This is a genomic window from Microbacterium festucae (assembly GCF_025421715.1).
Lineage (GTDB): Bacteria > Actinomycetota > Actinomycetes > Actinomycetales > Microbacteriaceae > Microbacterium > Microbacterium festucae.
The window spans coordinates 58,605-75,807 of record NZ_JAOEFC010000005.1 but is presented as its reverse complement, the minus strand read 5'-3'; the positions used below and the strand labels follow the sequence as shown (position 1 = coordinate 75,807).

Here is a 17,203-nt window from a genome sequence, read left to right as displayed (position 1 = left end):
CCCTGGAGGGGTGAGAGTCGGGGTCGTCACGGAATCCTTCCTGCCGCACATGAACGGTGTGGCCGGCTCGGTGCTGCAGGTGCTCGATCAGCTCGACCGGCGCGGCCACGAGAGGTTCGTCGTCGCCCCGTCGGCCGGCCGCGGCGATCACCTCGACATGCCGGGCCGGTCGATGCCGTCGCTGCCGCTGCCGGGGTATCCGGCGGTGCGGGTCGCGGCGCCGCCGGCGGCGTCGATCGCCCGGGCGCTGCGGGCCTTCCGGCCCGACGTCGTGCACCTGGCCTCGCCGTTCGTGCTGGGCTGGCAGGGGCTCCTGGCGGCCGAACGACTCGGCATCCCCACCATCGCCGTCTACCAGACCGACGTCGTGGCCTACACCGAGCGCTACGGGGTGCCGCAGGCCGCCGCGCTCGCCGCCCGTCACCTCGCACGCCTGCACCGGCGCGCCACCCTCACCCTCGCCCCCTCACGCGCCGCGTGCGACCAGCTGGCCGCCCTCGGGGTCGACCGGGTGTCGCTGTGGGGTCGGGGCGTCGACGGCGTGCGCTTCCACCCCGAGCGGCGAAGCGCATCGTGGCGCGAGCAGATCGCGCCCGGGCGCACCCTCATCGGCTACGTCGGGCGGCTGGCCCCCGAGAAGCAGGTCGCCGACCTCGCCGCGCTCGCCGCGATCCCCGGCACCCGCCTGGTCGTCATCGGCGACGGTCCCGACCGGCCCGCGCTCCAGCGGCTGCTGCCGGATGCCGTCTTCCTCGGGCACCTCGCCGGCGACGCGCTGGCGGTGGCGGTGGCCTCGCTCGACGTGTTCGTGCACCCGGGGGAGAGCGAGACGTTCGGCCAGACGATCCAAGAGGCGCAGGCCTCGGGCGTGCCCGTGGTCGCCACCGGTCGCGGCGGCCCCGTCGATCTCGTCCGCAGCAGCATCGACGGGTGGCTCTACCGGCCCGGCGACCTCGACGAGCTGCGTGCCCGCGTGGCCGATCTGGCGGGGGATGCCGCCAAGCGGCGCGCGTTCGGTGCCGCCGCCCGGGTGGCGGTCGCGCCGCGCACCTGGTCGAGCCTGGTCGACGGCCTCCTGGCGCACTACGACCGTGCCGTCGCACTGCAGGCCGGCGACGCGTCACGCCGGGCGAAGGCCCACCCGCGGCCCGACCCGGCGCCGCCGCAGACCGCCCCCGCCCGGCGGTGGACGCGTTACGTCGCGCTGGGCGACTCGATCACCGAGGGGCTGTGCGACACATCCCGCATGCCCGCGGGCAGTCACCGCGGCTGGGCGGACCGGCTGGCGCAGCTGCTGGCGCTGTCGGCCCCCGGACCGGGCGCCTTCCGCTACGCCAACCTCGCGGTGCGCAGCCGCAAGGTGCACCACGTCGTGCGCGACCAGCTGCCGCAGTGCCTGGCCCTCCGCCCCGATCTGGTGTCGGTGCTCATCGGGGCCAACGACCTCGTGGGGCCGAAGGCGCGCGTGTCGGCGCTCGCCGACGACGTCGACGAGGCCGTGCGCCGGCTGCGGGCCGCCGGCTGCGACGTGCTGCTGGCGACGACGTTCCTGCCCGAGCGCCGACTCGCCCGCGTGCTGGAGGGCCGCTTCGCCCGCTTCAACGCGCGGCTGCGGCAGACGGCCGCGTCCACCGGCGCCATCCTGCTCGACCTCGAGGCCGAGCCCGACCTGCGCCGCCTCGACCTGTGGGCCGGAGACAAGGTGCATCTGCGGGCGGCCGGTCACCGGCTGATCGCCTACCGCGCCGCCGAGGCGCTGGGCGTGCCCGACGCCGAGGCGCTTGGCGGGCTCGACGAGGCGTTCCACCTCGACGACGACCCGGTCGAGTCCGGCACCTGGCTGCGCGTGCACGCCCTGCCGTGGGCGTGGCGGCGGCTGCGCGGCCGCACCGCGGGCGACGGGCGCGCGGCGAAGCACCCCGCGTACGTCACGATCGACGGTCCCGCGGGGCGCCCGCAGTCCGCGCGCCGGTGACGGCCCGCGGTGCGTTTCCGGATGTCGCGGACTCAGCCGCTCTTGCGACGGAACTCGCGCTTGGTGATCGCGCCGTGCGTGCCGTGGACGGCCGAGTCGCCGTCGAGGTGCTGCTCGCCCTCGCGGTGCTGCGCGTTCTTCTTGTCGAGCGCCTCGCGGAACTTGCGCTTCATCTCGTCGGATGCCGTGGTGTTCTCGTCTGAGCTCATACCTTCACCCTACGCGGGCGGGGGCGCGGCTGATAGGGTTGGGAAGGTTGCCGTCTGGCATCCGCTCATGTCAACACTGAGCTCACGGAGCGAACCGGCAGGAAGCTGGTCCCCTGTGGTGGGTTCCCATCCCGAACATCGACGAGCCGCATCCCCGCGGCACGCGGCCGGATGGTGATCTTCGACTGGTGGCCAGCGCAAGCGGTCCCGCGACGTCGTCTTCGGATGCCGTCCCCCGCTCATATCTGTCTGTTCCGCTCCTTCGCACGATCTCGTGCGCGAAACGCGCGCGCGAGTCTAAACAAAGAAGGAGAGACCTCTTGGAAGGTCCTGAAATCACCGCCGCCGAAGCCGTTCTCGACAACGGCCGATTCGGCACCCGCACCGTCCGGTTCGAGACCGGTCGCCTCGCCCAGCAGGCGCAGGGCGCTGTCGCCGCCTACCTCGACGAGGACACCATGCTCCTGTCGGCCACCAGCGCCGGCAAGCACCCGCGCGAAGGGTTCGACTTCTTCCCGCTTACCGTCGACGTCGAGGAGCGCTCCTACGCCGCCGGCAAGATCCCCGGCTCGTTCTTCCGTCGCGAGGGCCGCCCCTCCACCGAGGCGATCCTCGTCTGCCGTCTCATCGACCGCCCGCTGCGCCCGTCGTTCGTCGACGGCCTGCGCAACGAGGTGCAGATCGTCGTCACGGTGCTCTCGATCGCGCCCGGCGAGTACTACGACGCCCTCGCCATCAACGCCGCCTCGGCGTCGACGCAGATCTCGGGTCTGCCGTTCTCGGGCCCGATCGCCGGCGTGCGCCTGGCGCTCGTCCCCGGACACGGCGAGCACGCCGACCAGTGGGTCGCCTTCCCGAACCAGAAGGTCGTGGAGGAGGCCGTGTTCGACCTGATGGTCGCCGGTCGCGTTCTGCCCGACGGCGACGTCGCGATCATGATGGTCGAGGCCGAGGCCACCGAAGGCAGCTGGAACCTCATCAAGGGCGGCGCCGTCAAGCCGTCCGAGGAGATCGTCGCCGGCGGTCTCGAGGCCGCCAAGCCCTTCCTCAAGCAGCTCGTCGAGGCGCAGGCCCAGATGGCCGCCACCGCGTCGAAGGAGCCGGGCGTGTACCCGGTGTTCGCGCCGTACAGCCAGGAGACCTACGACTTCGTCGCCGGCCGCGCCTACGACGACCTCGTCGGCGTGTACCAGGTCGCCGACAAGGTCGAGCGTCAGAACGCCGACGACGCCGTCAAGGACCGCGTCAAGGCCGAGCTGGTCGCCGCCGTCGAGGCGGGCGAGCTGCCCGCCGTGGCGACGATCGAGTTCTCCGCGGCCTACAAGTCGGTCACCAAGAAGATCGTGCGCGGTCGCATCCTCACCGAGGGTGTGCGCATCGACGGTCGCGGGCTCGCCGACATCCGTCCGCTCGACGCCGAGGTGCAGGTCATCCCGCGCGTTCACGGCTCGGCGATCTTCCAGCGCGGCGAGACCCAGATCCTGGGTGTCACCACGCTGAACATGCTGAAGATGGAGCAGCAGATCGACTCGCTCTCGCCCACGACGAGCAAGCGCTACCTGCACCACTACAACTTCCCGCCCTACTCGACCGGTGAGACCGGCCGTGTCGGCAGCCCCAAGCGTCGCGAGATCGGGCACGGCTTCCTCGCCGAGCGCGCCCTCGTGCCGGTGCTGCCCGCGCGCGACGAGTTCCCCTACGCGATCCGCCAGGTCTCCGAGGCGCTGAGCTCCAACGGCTCCACCTCGATGGGCTCGGTCTGCGCGTCGACCCTCTCGCTGCTGAACGCGGGTGTGCCGCTGCGCGCCCCTGTCGCCGGCATCGCGATGGGCCTGGTCTCGGACGAGATCGACGGTCAGACCCGCTACGCGGCGCTCACCGACATCCTGGGTGCCGAGGACGCGCTGGGCGACATGGACTTCAAGGTCGCCGGCACGAGCGAGTTCATCACCGCGATCCAGCTCGACACGAAGCTCGACGGCATCCCGTCGTCGGTGCTGTCGGCCGCGCTGACGCAGGCGAAGGAGGCGCGCACCACCATCCTCGGTGTGCTGAACGCCGCCATCGACGGTCCCGACGAGATGGCGCCCACCGCGCCGCGCGTGATCAGCGTGCAGATCCCCGTCGACAAGATCGGTGAGCTCATCGGCCCCAAGGGCAAGACGATCAACGCGATCCAGGACGAGACCGGCGCCGACATCTCCATCGAGGAGGACGGCACCGTCTACATCGGTGCCGTCGACGGCCCGTCGGCCGAGGCCGCTCGCGCCCAGGTGAACGCGATCGCCAACCCCACCAACCCGGAGGTCGGCGAGCAGTTCCTCGGCACCGTGGTGAAGATCGCGACGTTCGGCGCGTTCATCTCGCTCCTGCCCGGCAAGGACGGCCTGCTGCACGTCAGCGAGGTCCGCAAGCTCGCCGGCGGCAAGCGCGTGGAGAACGTCGACGACGTGCTCTCGGTGGGCCAGAAGCTGCTCGTGCGCATCACGAAGATCGATGACCGCGGCAAGCTCTCGCTGGAGCCCGTGCTCGAAGAGCCGGCCGACCAGGAAGGTCGCGCCGCGGCCAACCCCGGCCCGGAGGCCCCGGCCGAAGGCTGACCCCGACCGGATCACGCACGCCCGTCCCTCCCGACTCGGAGGGGCGGGCGTGCCCGTTCCCGGCTCCTGTCGCGATGTCGGCTGTGCGCGTGCCGCCGTGTCCTCCGGATGGGGGACACCGGACCGGGTGCAGAACTTCCCTGGTCCAAAGCGTTATCCAATGTTTACCGCGTGTTCCCGTCAATGCGCGGCAGTGGGGGAGGTCTGCCCTACCCTCGGAAGTACGCACCGGGGGGTGCGTGAGCACACGGACCTCCTCGAGATCCGTGAGGGGGGTGCCACATGGGCTTCTTCGGCGTCGGCACGTCGGCCCCATCGGAGCGCCCCGGTTCCGGCCGTCCCGAGACCACCGGCGACACGGATGCCGCGGTGCGCACGGATGCTGCCGTCGTCACGGATGCCGTGGCCGCCACCGCCACCGTCCCGCCCGCGCACCCGTCCGCACCCATCCCGGTGCAGGGCCCCGCGCTGGGCGCCTCGGTGCGCTCCCCGCTCGGTGAGACCGGGCTCGAGGTCTTCCCGCTGGTGCTCGGCGGTGCCGAGTTCGGCTGGCACGTCGACCCCAAGGTCGCCCACGCCATCCTCGACGCCTACGCGGGCTGGGGCGGCAACGCCCTGCACACCTGCGACGCCTACGCGTCGGGGCGCAGCGAGCACATCATCGGCCAGTGGATGCGCGCCCGCGGGCTGCGCGACGAGATCGTCCTCGGCGTGCGGGTCGGCGGCGGCGCCGAACACCCCGGGCTCGGCTCGGTCAACCTCGTGCGCGCCGTGGAGGCGTCGCTGACCCGGCTCGACACCGACCGCATCGACGTGCTCTACCTCGACGCGACCGCCGACACCCAGACCGCCCTGGAAGACACCCTCGCCACCGCCGACTGGCTGGTGGGCGCGGGCAAGGTGCGCGCGCTCGGCGCGTTCGGCCACACCGCCGCGCAGCTGGTCGAGTCGCGCATCCTCGCGTCGGCCGGCTACCCGCGGCTCACCGTGCTCGACGTGCCCTACAACGTGCTGCGCCGCAAAGACTTCGACGGCGACCTGCGCCTCGTCGCCGGCGCCCAGGGCATCGCCGTCACACCGTCGCAGGCCCTCGAGCACGGCTTCCTCGCCGGCGCTCACCGCTCGCGGTCGATGATGGGCACGTCGGTGCGCGGCGTGCAGCTGGCCGCCGCCATGAACCGTCGCGGCACCCGCACCCTGCGTGCCCTCGACGCCGTGGGCGCCGAGCTGTCGGTGCCGCCGGCGGCCGTCGCGATCGCATGGCTGCGCGCCCAGCGCGGCATCGTCGCCCCGATCGTCAACGCGTTCGCGGTGTCGCACATCGAAGAGCTCGTGCAGGGCGTCGGGGTGCGGCTCAGCCGCACGCAGCTGGCCGAGATCGCCCGCGCCGCCGACTGAACGACGCGGAGTCGGTCGCTGCCGGGGCCTGTGGTGCGCTGACGTAGGGTGGAAAGGTCCCTCCACACCGATCGTGAAGCGAGTCGTCGTGACCCACTATCTGTATCTGGTCCGTCACGGTGAGCACGTCGACGCCGAACACGGCATGGCCGACGGTCCGCTGTCGGCGCGGGGTCGCCGCCAGGCCGCCGCGATCGCCGACCGCCTGTCGGGCGTCCCCCTCGACGCCGTCTGGCACTCTCCGCTCGAGCGTGCCGCCGAGACGGCACGCGCCGTCGCCGAGCGGATGCCCGCGATCACGCCCGTGCCCAGCGCCCTGCTGTTCGACTGCGTGCCCAGCGGCCCCACTCCCGACACCCCGCCCGGATACGAGGCCTTCTTCGGCAGCTACACCGACGCCGAGCTCGACGCGGGCTCGGCCCAGATGGCCGACGCCGTCGACGAGTTCCTCGCCCGCAAGTCGGGCCACGAGCTGCTGATCACCCACAACTTCGTCATCGCCTGGTTCGTGCGCGAAGTGCTCGACGCGCCCACCTGGCGCTGGATGACGGTCAACCAGGCCAACTGCGGGCTCACGCTGCTCGCGCAGCGTCCCGGCCGGCCGTGGACCCTCGTCACCCACAACGACATGGCGCACCTGCCCGTCGAACTGCGCACGGGTCTTCCCGAGCTCCCGCCGGTCTGAGCGGATGCCGCAGCCTCCGGCCGAGATCGCGCTGACGGCCGCCGACGTCGGACGGCTGCTCGCCGCGCAGCATCCGCACCTGGCCGGTCCGGTCAGGCACGTGGCGCACGGGTGGGACAACGACCTGTTCCGTCTCGGCGACGACCTGGCGGTGCGCCTGCCGCGTCGGGAGGCCGCCGCGCCCCTCATGCGCCACGAGCAGCGCTGGCTGCCGCATCTCGCGCCGCTGGTGCCGGTGCCGATCCCGGTTCCGGTCGCCGTCGGTGTGCCGGGGGAGGGATACCCCTGGGCGTGGAGCGTGGTGCCCTGGTTCGCGGGCGCCCCGGCCCTCGGCCTCGCCCCCCGCGACCGCGACCGGTTCGCGGCGCAGCTGGGCGGCATCCTGCGCTCCCTGCACGTGCCCGCCCCCGCCGACGCGCCCCGCAACCCGGTGCGCGGTGTGCCGCTGCAGCGGCGCGACGCCGTCGTGCGCGAGCGGCTGCAGGCGGTGCCGGCGCTGCGCCCGGTGTGGGAGGCGGCCCTCGGCGCGCCGGAACACGACGGCCCGGCGGTGTGGCTGCACGGCGACCCGCATCCCGGGAACATCCTCCTGGGCGCCGACGGCGCGGTCGCCGCCCTGATCGACTTCGGCGACCTCTGCGCCGGCGACCCCGCGAGCGACCTCGCCATCGGGTGGCTCGGGTTCACCGCCGCCGGACGCGCGGCCTTCCGGGGCGCCGTCGGCGCGGATGCGGCCACCTGGCGACGGGCCCGCGGCTGGGCGGTCGGGCTGGCGACGCTGCTGCACGACGCGGACGAGCCGGGTCTGCGCGCCATGAGCCGTCACGCCGTCGGCGAGCTCCTCGGCGACCCCCGCTGAGCGCGCGGCGTCCGGGTCAGCGCCGCGCCGCGATCACGAAACCCTGCGCACTGTGCTCCCCGCCGTGCGGCGCACGATCGACGCGGACGAGGATGTCGAACCCCGCGGCCGAGAGGAGCGCGGCCACCGTGTCGGTCTCGTGCCGCACGCCGTGCAGGGTGATGTCGTGCCCGTAGGCGCGCTCGATCACGCGCTCGCCCGTCCCCGCCTGGAATCCGAGCGCGATCACTCCGCCGGGGATCAGCACGCGGTGCAGCTCGGCCGCGATCGCGGCGACCTCGGCGGGCGTGCTGTGGATGATCGCGTACCAGCACAGCACCCCGGCGAACGAGCGGTCGGCGAAGGGGAGGTCGGCGAGGTCGGCGACAGTGAGCGGCACCTCGGCGTGCCGTGCGCGCGCTTCGGCGATCATCGCGGGCGAGAGGTCGACCCCGTGCCGCCGTGACACGCCCCGGGCGGCCAGGGCGCTCAGCATCCGCCCCGTGCCGCAGCCGGCGTCGAGCACCGGCAGATCGGATGCCGGCAGGCAGGCGACGAAGTGGTCGATCACGCCCAGATCCAGCGGCGCCTCGGCGCGGGTGTCGGGCAGCAGCCGGGCGTACGCGCCGGCGACGGTGTCGTAGAAGCCGCGCGTCGCCTCGACGCGGCCCGAGACGGCGCTCACAGCGCCTTGGCCAGCCAGACGGTCGCGTTCGGGTTGTCGTTGTAGGCGGCGACGGGGGTGAAGCCGGCCGACGCGTACAGGCCGCCCGCGGCGGTGAGGGTGTGGTGGGTGTCGAGCACGAGGTCGGCCGCGCCCCACGCCCGCGCGCGCTCCTCGAGGGCCGACAGCAGGGCCCGGCCCCACCCGCGGCCCCGGGTCTCGGGACGCAGGTACAGGTGCTTCACTTCGTAGCGCGGCCCGGCGGGGCCGTCGTCGATGCGCCGGATGCCGCCGCAGCCGAGGTCGCGGCCGTCGGCGACCGCGACGAGGAACACGCCCGCGGGCGGCTCGAACACCGCCGCGTCGGGGAACACCGGGCGGTAGGCCTGACCTTTCGGGAACGAGGTGCCGCGCATCTCGAAGTACTCCTCGAGCAGGGCGCGGGAGCGGGGGTCGTCGGCGCGCAGCGCCTGCAGGGTCAGCGAGGGGTCGACCATGGCTTCGAGCGTAGCCCCGTAGGCTGGAGCGCATGACGACGACGCGAGTGGCCCTCGTCGGGGGCACCGGCAAGCTCGGCGGCATCATCCGTGCCGTCATCGACGACTCCAACGACTTCGAGGTCGTCAGCGTGCTCGGCTCGTCGAGCAGCCTCGACGAGCTCGACAGCGCCGACCTCGTCGTCGACGCCTCGACCCCCGCCGTGTCGATCGACGTGGTGCGCGCCGCCGTCGAACGCGGGATCAACGTGCTCGTGGGCACCTCGGGCTGGTCGTCGCAGCGCATCGCGCTGGTGCGCCCGCTGGTGGATGCCGCCGGCACGGGCGCCGTGTTCATCCCGAACTTCTCGCTCGGCTCGGTCATCGGCAGCGCCCTGGCCGCCGCATCGGCGTCGTTCTTCCCCTCGATCGAGATCGTGGAGACCCACCGCGAGACGAAGGTCGATTCGCCCAGCGGCACCGCCGTGCGCACCGCCGAGCTCATCGCCGCCGCCCGCGCCGAGGTCGGCCCCGTCGAATCGCCCCACGCCGACCAGCGCGCCCGCGGCCAGCAGGTCGCGAGCATCCCGATCCACTCGCTGCGCCGGCCCGGAGTCGTCGCGCGGCAGGAGACGATCCTCTCCGGCCCGGGGGAGTCGCTGACCCTGGTGCACGACACGATCGACCCGGCCCTGGCCTACGCCCCCGGCATCCGCGTCGCCCTCGTCGCCGCCCGCGACGCCCGCGGCGTCACCGTGGGGCTCGACAGCCTCATCGACATCGGGGTGCGCGTGCCCGGGCAGACAGCCCCCCGCGCCGCAGGTCCGGCCGAGGCCGAGGGCGACGTGCCCGGCCAGGTCGCCCGCGCGACCGGCGCATGAGCACCCGCATCGGCGTCGCGGTCATCGCGGCGGTGCTGCTGCTGTACATCGTGCTGGTGGGGCAGCGATCGTGGCTGCTGCTCACCTCGGGCGACGGGGTGGGCATCGCCATGGGCGTCGCCCTGATCGTGCTGCCGCTCATCGCGATATGGGCGCTGTGGCGCGAGATCGCGTTCGGTGTGCGCGCCGAGGCGCTGGGGCGACGCCTCGAGCAGGAGGACGCCCTCCCGCCCGAGCAGCTCGACGTCAAGGCCAGCGGCCGCCCGATCCGCGACGAGGCGGCGGCGCTGTTCCCCGCTTACCGCGAGGTCGTCGAGCAGCACCCCGACGACTGGCGCGCCTGGTACCGCCTGGGCCTCGTCTACGACGGCGCCGGTGACCGTCGGCGCGCTCGTCAGGCCGTGCGCACGGCCATCGGACTCGAGCGGGCCGAACGCCGCGCCGGCTGACGGCGCCTAAGCGGCGGCCGGGACGGCGTCGGCGACGGCATCCTTCACGGTCGGGTGGGTGAAACGGAAGCCGGATGAGGTGAGCACCTGCGGCACCACCTCGAGGTCGCACGCCAGCAGCGCCTGCACCGGCTCGCGGCCGAGCACGAGCTCCATGCCCCACACCGGTGCGCGCAGCAGGTAGGGGCGGTTCATGCGCATCGCCAGGGCGAACCCGAGGTCGTTGGCGGTGGCCCGCGTCGGGCCGGAGAGATTCACCGGCCCGGTGATGCCGGTGTCGATGACGTGCCGGATCGCCCGCACCTCGTCGGGCAGCGAGATCCACGGCCACACCTGCGTGCCGCGGCCGATCGGCCCCGACAGCCCGGCCCGGGTCAGCAGCATCAGGGGCTTCAGCACCCCCTCGGGGTGCACGATCGGCGCCGTGCGCAGCACCGCGACGTTCTCGCCCGCCGTGCGGGCGGCGTGCTCCCACTCACCGGTGAGCTCGGCGAGGAACCCGTCGCCCTGCGGGCCCGACTCGGTGAGCGCCTCGCCGGGATGGGTGGGGTAGTAGCCGACGGCGGATGCCGAGACGAACGCGGGCGCGTCGGCGCCGAGCGCCCGCACCGCCGCGGCGAGGGCCTGCGTGGGCGCGATGCGTGACCACACGAGGGCGTGCTTGTACCGCCGCGACCAGGGGAAGCGGCCGATGCTCGCGCCGTTGAGGCCCACCACGGCGCGCGCGCCGTCGAGCACGGCGGGATCGAGCCGCGACCGCGTCGGATCCCACTCGACCTCGTCGGGCGACTCGGCCGGGCGGCGCACCAGCCGGGTGACGGGGACGCCGTCGGCCTCGAGCGACGCGATGAGCGCGCCGCCGATGAGTCCGCTCGCCCCGGCGACGACGACGCGTCCCGGGGCGTGGCCGGCAGTGTCAGCCAAGCGTCGCCTCGAGGGTGATCTCGATGCCCGCCAGTGCGGCCGAGACGGGGCAGCCGGTCTTGGCCTCGTCGGCGATGCGCGCGAAGTCCTCGGCCGACAGGCCCGAGACCACCGCGTTGACGTTCAGGTGGGAGCCGGTGATGCCGGTGCCCGGGATGAAGGTGACCGACGCCGTCGTCTCCACCGACTCCGGGGGAGTGCCGTTGCCGGCCAGCGCGTGCGAGAGGGCCATGCTGAAGCACGACGAATGGGCGGCCGCGATGAGTTCTTCGGGCGTCGTGACCGACGTCGACCCCTCGCTGCGCGCCTTCCAGTTCACCGGCAGCGGTCCCTGGTTGGAGCTCTCCAGGGCGACCTCGCCGGAGCCCTCGACGAGGCTCCCCTTCCAGGTGGTGGTGGCTTCGCTGGTCACGCTCATGGGGATGCTCCTTCGGCTGGCGGGGCGCGGGATGCGCTCGCTGGCCAGCCTAGACGCGACCCCCGACGGGGGGAACCGGTCAGGCGGGGCGGGTGCGGCCGACGACCCCGACCCGCTGCAGCAGCATGTACATCTGGCATCCGAGGCACAGGCCGAACACCGCGTTGAGGAACGCGGCGACGAAGGCGATCCCGGCCGCGACCGGCACCGCGTACGGCACGCCGAGCAGATGCAGCACGACGCCCGCGCCGGTCACGAACAGCCCCACGCCCTGGGCGAACCGCGGGGGACGGGGGTCTTCGAGCGTTGCGGGAGGCGCCAGGCGCGGCTGCACGACGCGGCGGAACAGCGCGCCCCACACCGCGGTACGGGGCGAGACGACACCCCAGACGAACAGCAGGGCGATCACCAGCAGCAGGAGGAACCCGGGGTCGAGCAGCCGCGCGCTCAGCGGCACGACCGCCACCGCCCACGCACCCGCGATGAAGGCGAAGTCGCCCGTCCCCGGGAGCGGGTTGGCGGCGAACCACTCGGGCGACGCCTTCGCCGTCGACAGGCCCGTGAGGCCCAGCACGACGTCGACGGCCAGCAGCAGCGCGGTGATCGCCGCGGCGAACCGGGGCCCGCGCGGATCGATGCCGCGCGGCGCGCGGTCAGCCACGCACCGGCTCCGCGGTCACCCGGTCCAGCTCCAGCTCCAGCACGCCGCGCCCGGGCGCCCCGCCGAAGCGGGTCTGCACGACGCCGTGACGGTCGAGGATGAGGGTGGTCGGGGTGGAGAGCACGTTGAAGTGGCGGGCGATGTCGGGGCGGTGGGTGAGGTCCACGTCCAGGTGCAGCACCCCCTCCTTGTCGGCGGCGATGTCGCTCAGCGTGCGGTGCACGCCCGGGCAGCGGGCGCACAGCTCGGTGGAGAACTGCAGCAGCGTCGCCCGCTCGCCCAGCGCCTCGGCGCCCAGACGCTGCGGTTCGACGATCTCGGCCGGGTCGTGGCGCCGCGGTCGCTGCTGCTGCCAGCGCGCGTACACCCCGATGCCGACGGTCACCGCGAGCAGCGCGGTGAGGATCAGCACGGCCTCCATGAGATTCACAACCCATGAGCATAACCACCCCACCTCGGTGCGGGCCCCGATACGGGCCGTGTGAACCCGCGTGACGTCGGCGATCCCGCCCGTCACCGCCCCGGCCGGCGGGAGCGAAGGTAGGGTGTCTCCCGTGACCCAGGCCGCCGCATCCGTCCCCACCCCGTACGAGGATCTGCTGCGCGAGGTCCTGCGCGACGGCGTGCACAAGGACGACCGCACCGGCACCGGCACCACCAGCGTCTTCGGCCGCCAGATCCGCTTCGACCTCGCCGAGGGCTTCCCCCTGGTGACCACCAAGCGCGTCCACCTGAAGTCGATCGTGTACGAACTGCTGTGGTTCCTGCGCGGCGAGTCCAACGTCGGCTGGCTGCAGAGCAACGGCGTGACGATCTGGGACGAATGGGCCGACGCCGACGGCGAGCTGGGCCCGGTCTACGGCGTGCAGTGGCGCTCGTGGCCCACTCCCGACGGCGGCCAGATCGACCAGATCGCGCAGGTGATCGAGCAGATCCGCACCACCCCCGACTCGCGGCGCCTCATCGTCTCGGCGTGGAACCCCGCCGACATCCCCGACATGGCCCTCGCGCCGTGCCACGCGCTGTTCCAGTTCTACGTCGCCGACGGCAAGCTCTCGTGCCAGCTCTACCAGCGCAGCGCCGACATGTTCCTCGGCGTGCCCTTCAACATCGCCAGCTACGCCCTGCTCACCCTGATGATCGCGCAGCAGACCGGCCTCGAGCCCGGCGAGTTCGTCTGGACGGGCGGCGACTGCCACATCTACGACAACCACCTCGAGCAGGTGCGCGAGCAGCTGAGCCGCGAGGCGTACGCGCCGCCGACCCTCCGCTTCGCCCGCACGCCCGACTCGATCTTCGACTACCGCTTCGACGACATCGTCGTCGAGGGGTACCAGCACCACCCGGCCATCCGCGGGGCCGTCGCGGTATGACCGTCCGGCTCGGCCTCATCTGGGCCGAGGCGCGCGATCGCGTCATCGGCGCCGACGGCACCATGCCCTGGCACGTGCCCGAAGACCTGCAGCACTTCCGCGACATCACGATGGGTGCCCCGGTGATCATGGGGCGCCGCACCTGGGAGTCGTTCCCCGACCGCTTCCGCCCGCTTCCCGGGCGGCGCAACATCGTCGTCAGCCGCCGCGCCGACTGGGCCGAAGCCGGCGCCGAGCACGCGTCGTCGCTGGAAGACGCCCTCGCCCGCGTCGAGGACGCCCCCGAGGCCTGGATCATCGGCGGCGGCACGCTCTACGCCGAGGCGATCGACCGGGCCGACGTGCTCGAGGTCACCGAGCTCGACCTCGACGTCGACGGCGACACCCGGGCGCCCGCACGGGAGGGCTGGGCCCTCGGTTCCGAGACTCCCTGGCACACCTCGCGCACCGGCATCCGCTACCGCTTCACGACACACCACCGGCCCTGACCGGGCGCCCGACAGGGGGAGCAGATGCCGAAGACCGCACTGATCACGGGGGCCAGCTCCGGCCTCGGCGCCGAGTTCGCCCGGCAGCTGGCCGCGCGGGGTGCCGACCTGGTGCTCACCGCGCGCGACGCCGCGGCCCTTCACGACATCGCGGCGCGGCTGCGCTCCGAGCACCGCGCGCAGGTGGAGGTGCTCGTTGCCGACCTCGTCGACCCGGCCGGCCTCGACGCCGTCGCCGCGCGCCTGGCCGATCCCGCCCGGCCGGTGGGCGTGCTCGTCAACAACGCCGGCTTCGGGCTGCCGCTCGCGTTCGACGAGAACGCGCTCGCCGACGAGGAGCGCCACCTCGCGCTGCACGTGGGCGCCACCATGCGGCTGACCCACGCCGCCCTGGGCGTCATGCTCGCCCGCGGCCACGGCCGCATCGTCAACGTCGCCTCGGTCGCCGCGTTCCTCCCGCGAGGCACCTACGGCGCCGTGAAGGCGTGGGTCGTCTCGTTCAGCCGCTGGGCCAACGCGGCCTACGCGCCCCGCGGGGTCACCGTCACCGCGGTGTGCCCGGGGTTCACCCACACCGACTTCCACGCCCGCATGGGCCTGGCCCCCGGCCGGGAGGGCATCCCCGGAGCGCTGTGGCTCGACGCCCAGGACGTCGTGGGCGAGGGCCTGCGCGACGCCGCCCGCGGCCGCGCGGTGTCGATCCCGTCGCTGCGCTACAAGGTGCTCATCGGCCTGGCCCGCATCCTCCCCGCCTCCCTCGTCGCCCGCCTGGCCGCCACCGGCCGCTGAGCCCCGGTTCGGCACGGGCCGAGGCCCCGGGTCGGGCGCGAGCCCCCGGGGTATCCGTCACCATCCGTCGGACCGGTGGGGCGGGTGTCGCCTCCCGTGCCCCATAGGTAGACACCAGCCCCACCGATCCGACGGATGGGCGCCGGCAGGCGGTCCACCCCGGCGACGCCGAGCGCCCGGCGCCCCCGCCGCCGCGCCGCGGCCCCGATACCACCCGTCGGACCGGTGGGGCGGGTGTCGCCTCGCGTGCCCCACAGGTCGACACCGGCCCCGCCGATCCGACGGATGGGGCCGCACCCGCATCCGCCACCCTCGACCGTCGCCTCCTCCCCAGGCGGCCTCCCGCGCCCGTTCTCCCCAGATCGGCCCGAGCTCCCGCCGGCGCCCGCTGCCGCCGGGGCACCCTGTCCGGCATGGATCCTGCAGCGATGGCCGACCGCATCTCCCACGCCGACGGGATCGTGCGCGGGCGCGCGCTGCTGGCGGCGGGTGCCTCGCGCGCCGACCTGCGGCGGGCGGTGCGGGCCGGGGCCGTGCTGCGGGTGCGCGACGGCGTGTACGCCGTGCCGGGAACGCCGGCGCCGATCATCGCGGCGGCCGCCCACGGCGGCGAGCTCGGCTGCGCGTCGGCGCTGCGGGCACGGGGCGTGTGGGTGCTCGGCGACGACCGTCATCTGCACGTCTGGATCGGCTCGCGGGGCCGGCGGTTCCCGCACGCCGGATGCCGGTGCGTCACCCACCACGATGACGGCCGATCGGCCTTCGGTCTCGTGGGGGTGGTGCGGGCGCTCGTGCAACTGGCGGGGTGCCGGGGAGACGAGGCGTTCTTCGCCGCGTTCGAATCGGCCTGGCGGCTGGGGCTGCTCGACCGCGCCGCGCGGGCCGAGGTGCGCGCGGGCCTGCGGGCCGGGCAGCGGTGGCTGGTCGACATCGCCCGCCCCGACGCCGACAGCGGACTGGAGTCGATCCTCCGACTGCGCCTCATCCGGCACGGCATCCGGCTGGTGAGCCAGGTGCGCGTGGACGGGGTCGGCCGGGTCGACTTCATGATCGACGGCGTGCTGATCCTCGAGGCCGACGGCCGCGACGGCCACGCCCGCGAGGCCGAGCGCCACAAGGACCTCGTCCGCGATGCCCGGGCCGCGGCGGCCGGGTATGAGACCCTGCGGTTCGACTACGCGCTCATCATCCACGACTGGCCGACGGTGCTGCAGGCGATCCTCGCGCGGCTGCGCGACCACCACCGCACCATCGGTCGGAGAGCCGGGGCAGGTGTCGCCCTGCACGTCTCGTGAGACGACTTCCGCACCACGGCTCCGACGGATGGTCGTGCTCTGCCGCCGATCCGAGCCCCGCGAACCGATAACCTGAGACCATGACGCACACGAGCAACCCCTTCGGACAGGTTCTCGTCGCGCTCGTCACTCCGATGACGGCCGACGGCGAGGTCGACTGGCCCGCCGTCGAGAAGCACATCGACGACGTCATCACCGCGGGCGCCGACGGCATCGTCGTCACCGGCACCACCGGCGAGACCAGCACCCTCACCGACCCCGAGAAGCTCAAGCTCGTCGAGGTCGGCAAGTCGGTCTCGGCCGGCCGCGCCAAGATCATCACCGGCGGCGGATCCAACGAGACCGCGCACGCCATCGAGCTCTACAAGGCCAGCGAGAAGGCCGGCGCCGACGGCATCATGATCGTCACGCCGTACTACAACAAGCCCACGCAGGCCGGCATCCTCACGCACTTCCGCCTCGTCGCCGACGCGACCGACCTGCCGGTGATCCTCTACGACATCCCCGGCCGCGCGGGCGTGCCGATCAAGTACGAGACGATCCTGCGCCTCGCGAAGCACCCCAACATCCTCGCCGTGAAAGACGCCAAGGGCGACTTCAGCGAGGTGAGCCGCGTGCTCAACCAGACCGACCTCATGTATTTCTCGGGCGACGACAGCAACGTGCTCCCGCACCTGGCGATCGGCGCGACGGGCCTCATCGGCGTGACGGCGAACATCGCCGCAGCGCCCTACCGCACGATGGTGGATGCCGTGAACGCGGGCGATCTGGCCACCGCCACGGCCGCGCACCGCCGACTCGAGCCGCTCGTGCGCGCCGTGATGACCCACGTGCCCGGCACGGTGGCCGCGAAGTACATCCTCCACGGCCTCGGCCGCATCGGCAGCCCGCGCGTGCGGCTGCCGCTCGTCGGCCCGGAGGAGTGGGAGGCCGCCCTCATCGAAGACGAGCTCGCCCTCGTCCACGACGTCGACGGCGCCGACTTCTCCAACTTCCGACCCGACCGCAACGCCGCCGCGGGCGGTGCCCTGCCCAAGGTGCACGGCACGACCCGCTGAGACCTCGCGGATGCCGGCATCC

19 protein-coding genes are annotated in these 17,203 nt (G+C 73.5%); 12 read left to right on the top strand and 7 right to left on the bottom strand.

Going from position 1 to position 17,203, the window contains the following annotated elements:
• Positions 1-10: 10 nt before the first annotated feature.
• Positions 11-1,975 (top strand): GDSL-type esterase/lipase family protein, encoded by a 1,965-nt coding sequence (locus N3K63_RS14655; RefSeq protein WP_261580947.1) that lies wholly within the window; start codon positions 11-13, stop codon positions 1,973-1,975.
• A gap of 32 nt (positions 1,976-2,007) precedes the next feature.
• On the opposite strand, the gene N3K63_RS14650 is transcribed toward N3K63_RS14655, so the two are convergent.
• Positions 2,008-2,184: a DUF5302 domain-containing protein gene (locus N3K63_RS14650; RefSeq protein ID WP_261580946.1), complete on the bottom strand. Its 177-nt coding sequence runs from the start codon at positions 2,182-2,184 to the stop codon at positions 2,008-2,010.
• Between the two features lie 320 nt (positions 2,185-2,504).
• On the opposite strand from N3K63_RS14650, the gene N3K63_RS14645 reads away from it, so the two are divergent.
• The 4 genes from N3K63_RS14645 (at position 2,505) to N3K63_RS14630 (ending at position 7,726) form a co-directional block, all read left to right on the top strand.
• Positions 2,505-4,784, top strand: coding sequence for a polyribonucleotide nucleotidyltransferase (locus N3K63_RS14645; protein ID WP_261580945.1), 2,280 nt, complete (start codon positions 2,505-2,507; stop codon positions 4,782-4,784).
• A 282-nt stretch (positions 4,785-5,066) separates the two neighbouring features.
• Positions 5,067-6,182 (top strand): aldo/keto reductase, encoded by a 1,116-nt coding sequence (locus tag N3K63_RS14640; RefSeq protein WP_261580944.1) that lies wholly within the window; start codon positions 5,067-5,069, stop codon positions 6,180-6,182.
• 88 nt (positions 6,183-6,270) lie between these two features.
• Positions 6,271-6,867: a histidine phosphatase family protein gene (locus N3K63_RS14635; RefSeq protein WP_261580943.1), complete on the top strand. Its 597-nt coding sequence runs from the start codon at positions 6,271-6,273 to the stop codon at positions 6,865-6,867.
• Between the two features lie 4 nt (positions 6,868-6,871).
• Positions 6,872-7,726 carry an aminoglycoside phosphotransferase family protein gene (locus N3K63_RS14630; protein WP_261580942.1) on the top strand — a complete coding sequence of 285 codons (855 nt, stop codon included), beginning with the start codon at positions 6,872-6,874 and terminating at the stop codon, positions 7,724-7,726.
• A gap of 16 nt (positions 7,727-7,742) precedes the next feature.
• Here the strand turns inward: N3K63_RS14630 and N3K63_RS14625 are convergent, their stop codons facing one another.
• Positions 7,743-8,390: a class I SAM-dependent DNA methyltransferase gene (locus N3K63_RS14625; RefSeq protein WP_261580941.1), complete on the bottom strand. Its 648-nt coding sequence runs from the start codon at positions 8,388-8,390 to the stop codon at positions 7,743-7,745.
• Positions 8,387-8,866, bottom strand: coding sequence for a GNAT family N-acetyltransferase (locus N3K63_RS14620; protein WP_261580940.1), 480 nt, complete (start codon positions 8,864-8,866; stop codon positions 8,387-8,389). Before N3K63_RS14620 ends, N3K63_RS14625 begins: the two co-directional genes overlap by 4 nt.
• A 32-nt stretch (positions 8,867-8,898) precedes the next feature.
• Here N3K63_RS14620 and N3K63_RS14615 point away from each other — a divergent pair, with 32 nt between their 5' ends.
• A complete protein-coding gene (locus N3K63_RS14615) occupies positions 8,899-9,726 on the top strand; it encodes a 4-hydroxy-tetrahydrodipicolinate reductase (protein ID WP_261580939.1) in 828 nt (275 codons plus the stop codon).
• Positions 9,723-10,175: a tetratricopeptide repeat protein gene (locus N3K63_RS14610; protein WP_261580938.1), complete on the top strand. Its 453-nt coding sequence runs from the start codon at positions 9,723-9,725 to the stop codon at positions 10,173-10,175. Before N3K63_RS14615 ends, N3K63_RS14610 begins: the two co-directional genes overlap by 4 nt.
• Positions 10,176-10,181: 6 nt before the next feature.
• Here the strand turns inward: N3K63_RS14610 and N3K63_RS14605 are convergent, their stop codons facing one another.
• The 4 genes from N3K63_RS14605 to N3K63_RS14590 all read right to left on the bottom strand — a co-directional run bounded on the left by N3K63_RS14605 (position 10,182) and on the right by N3K63_RS14590 (position 12,599).
• Positions 10,182-11,099 (bottom strand): TIGR01777 family oxidoreductase, encoded by a 918-nt coding sequence (locus N3K63_RS14605; protein WP_261580937.1) that lies wholly within the window; start codon positions 11,097-11,099, stop codon positions 10,182-10,184.
• On the bottom strand, positions 11,092-11,517 hold the full coding sequence (locus N3K63_RS14600; protein WP_261580936.1) for an OsmC family peroxiredoxin: 426 nt from the start codon (positions 11,515-11,517) through the stop codon (positions 11,092-11,094). The genes N3K63_RS14605 and N3K63_RS14600 overlap by 8 nt, the downstream gene beginning before the upstream one ends.
• 79 nt (positions 11,518-11,596) lie before the next feature.
• Positions 11,597-12,178: a DUF4395 domain-containing protein gene (locus tag N3K63_RS14595; protein ID WP_261580935.1), complete on the bottom strand. Its 582-nt coding sequence runs from the start codon at positions 12,176-12,178 to the stop codon at positions 11,597-11,599.
• Positions 12,171-12,599 (bottom strand): TlpA family protein disulfide reductase, encoded by a 429-nt coding sequence (locus N3K63_RS14590; protein ID WP_261581027.1) that lies wholly within the window; start codon positions 12,597-12,599, stop codon positions 12,171-12,173. The genes N3K63_RS14595 and N3K63_RS14590 overlap by 8 nt, the downstream gene beginning before the upstream one ends.
• 124 nt (positions 12,600-12,723) lie before the next feature.
• Here N3K63_RS14590 and N3K63_RS14585 point away from each other — a divergent pair, with 124 nt between their 5' ends.
• From N3K63_RS14585 to dapA, 5 genes are all read left to right on the top strand, one after another.
• Entirely contained in the window at positions 12,724-13,551 is an 828-nt protein-coding gene (locus N3K63_RS14585; RefSeq protein ID WP_390895289.1) for a thymidylate synthase, read from the top strand.
• Positions 13,548-14,039: a dihydrofolate reductase gene (locus N3K63_RS14580; RefSeq protein ID WP_261580933.1), complete on the top strand. Its 492-nt coding sequence runs from the start codon at positions 13,548-13,550 to the stop codon at positions 14,037-14,039. Before N3K63_RS14585 ends, N3K63_RS14580 begins: the two co-directional genes overlap by 4 nt.
• A 24-nt stretch (positions 14,040-14,063) precedes the next feature.
• The gene (locus N3K63_RS14575; protein WP_261580932.1) at positions 14,064-14,828 is read left to right on the top strand and encodes an SDR family NAD(P)-dependent oxidoreductase; all 765 of its coding nucleotides are present in this window, start codon (positions 14,064-14,066) and stop codon (positions 14,826-14,828) included.
• Positions 14,829-15,241: 413 nt separating this feature from the next.
• Positions 15,242-16,123, top strand: coding sequence for a type IV toxin-antitoxin system AbiEi family antitoxin domain-containing protein (locus N3K63_RS14570; protein ID WP_261580931.1), 882 nt, complete (start codon positions 15,242-15,244; stop codon positions 16,121-16,123).
• Between the two features lie 80 nt (positions 16,124-16,203).
• The gene (gene dapA / locus N3K63_RS14565) at positions 16,204-17,181 is read left to right on the top strand and encodes a 4-hydroxy-tetrahydrodipicolinate synthase (RefSeq protein WP_261580930.1); all 978 of its coding nucleotides are present in this window, start codon (positions 16,204-16,206) and stop codon (positions 17,179-17,181) included.
• The last annotated feature ends 22 nt before the right edge of the window (positions 17,182-17,203 follow it).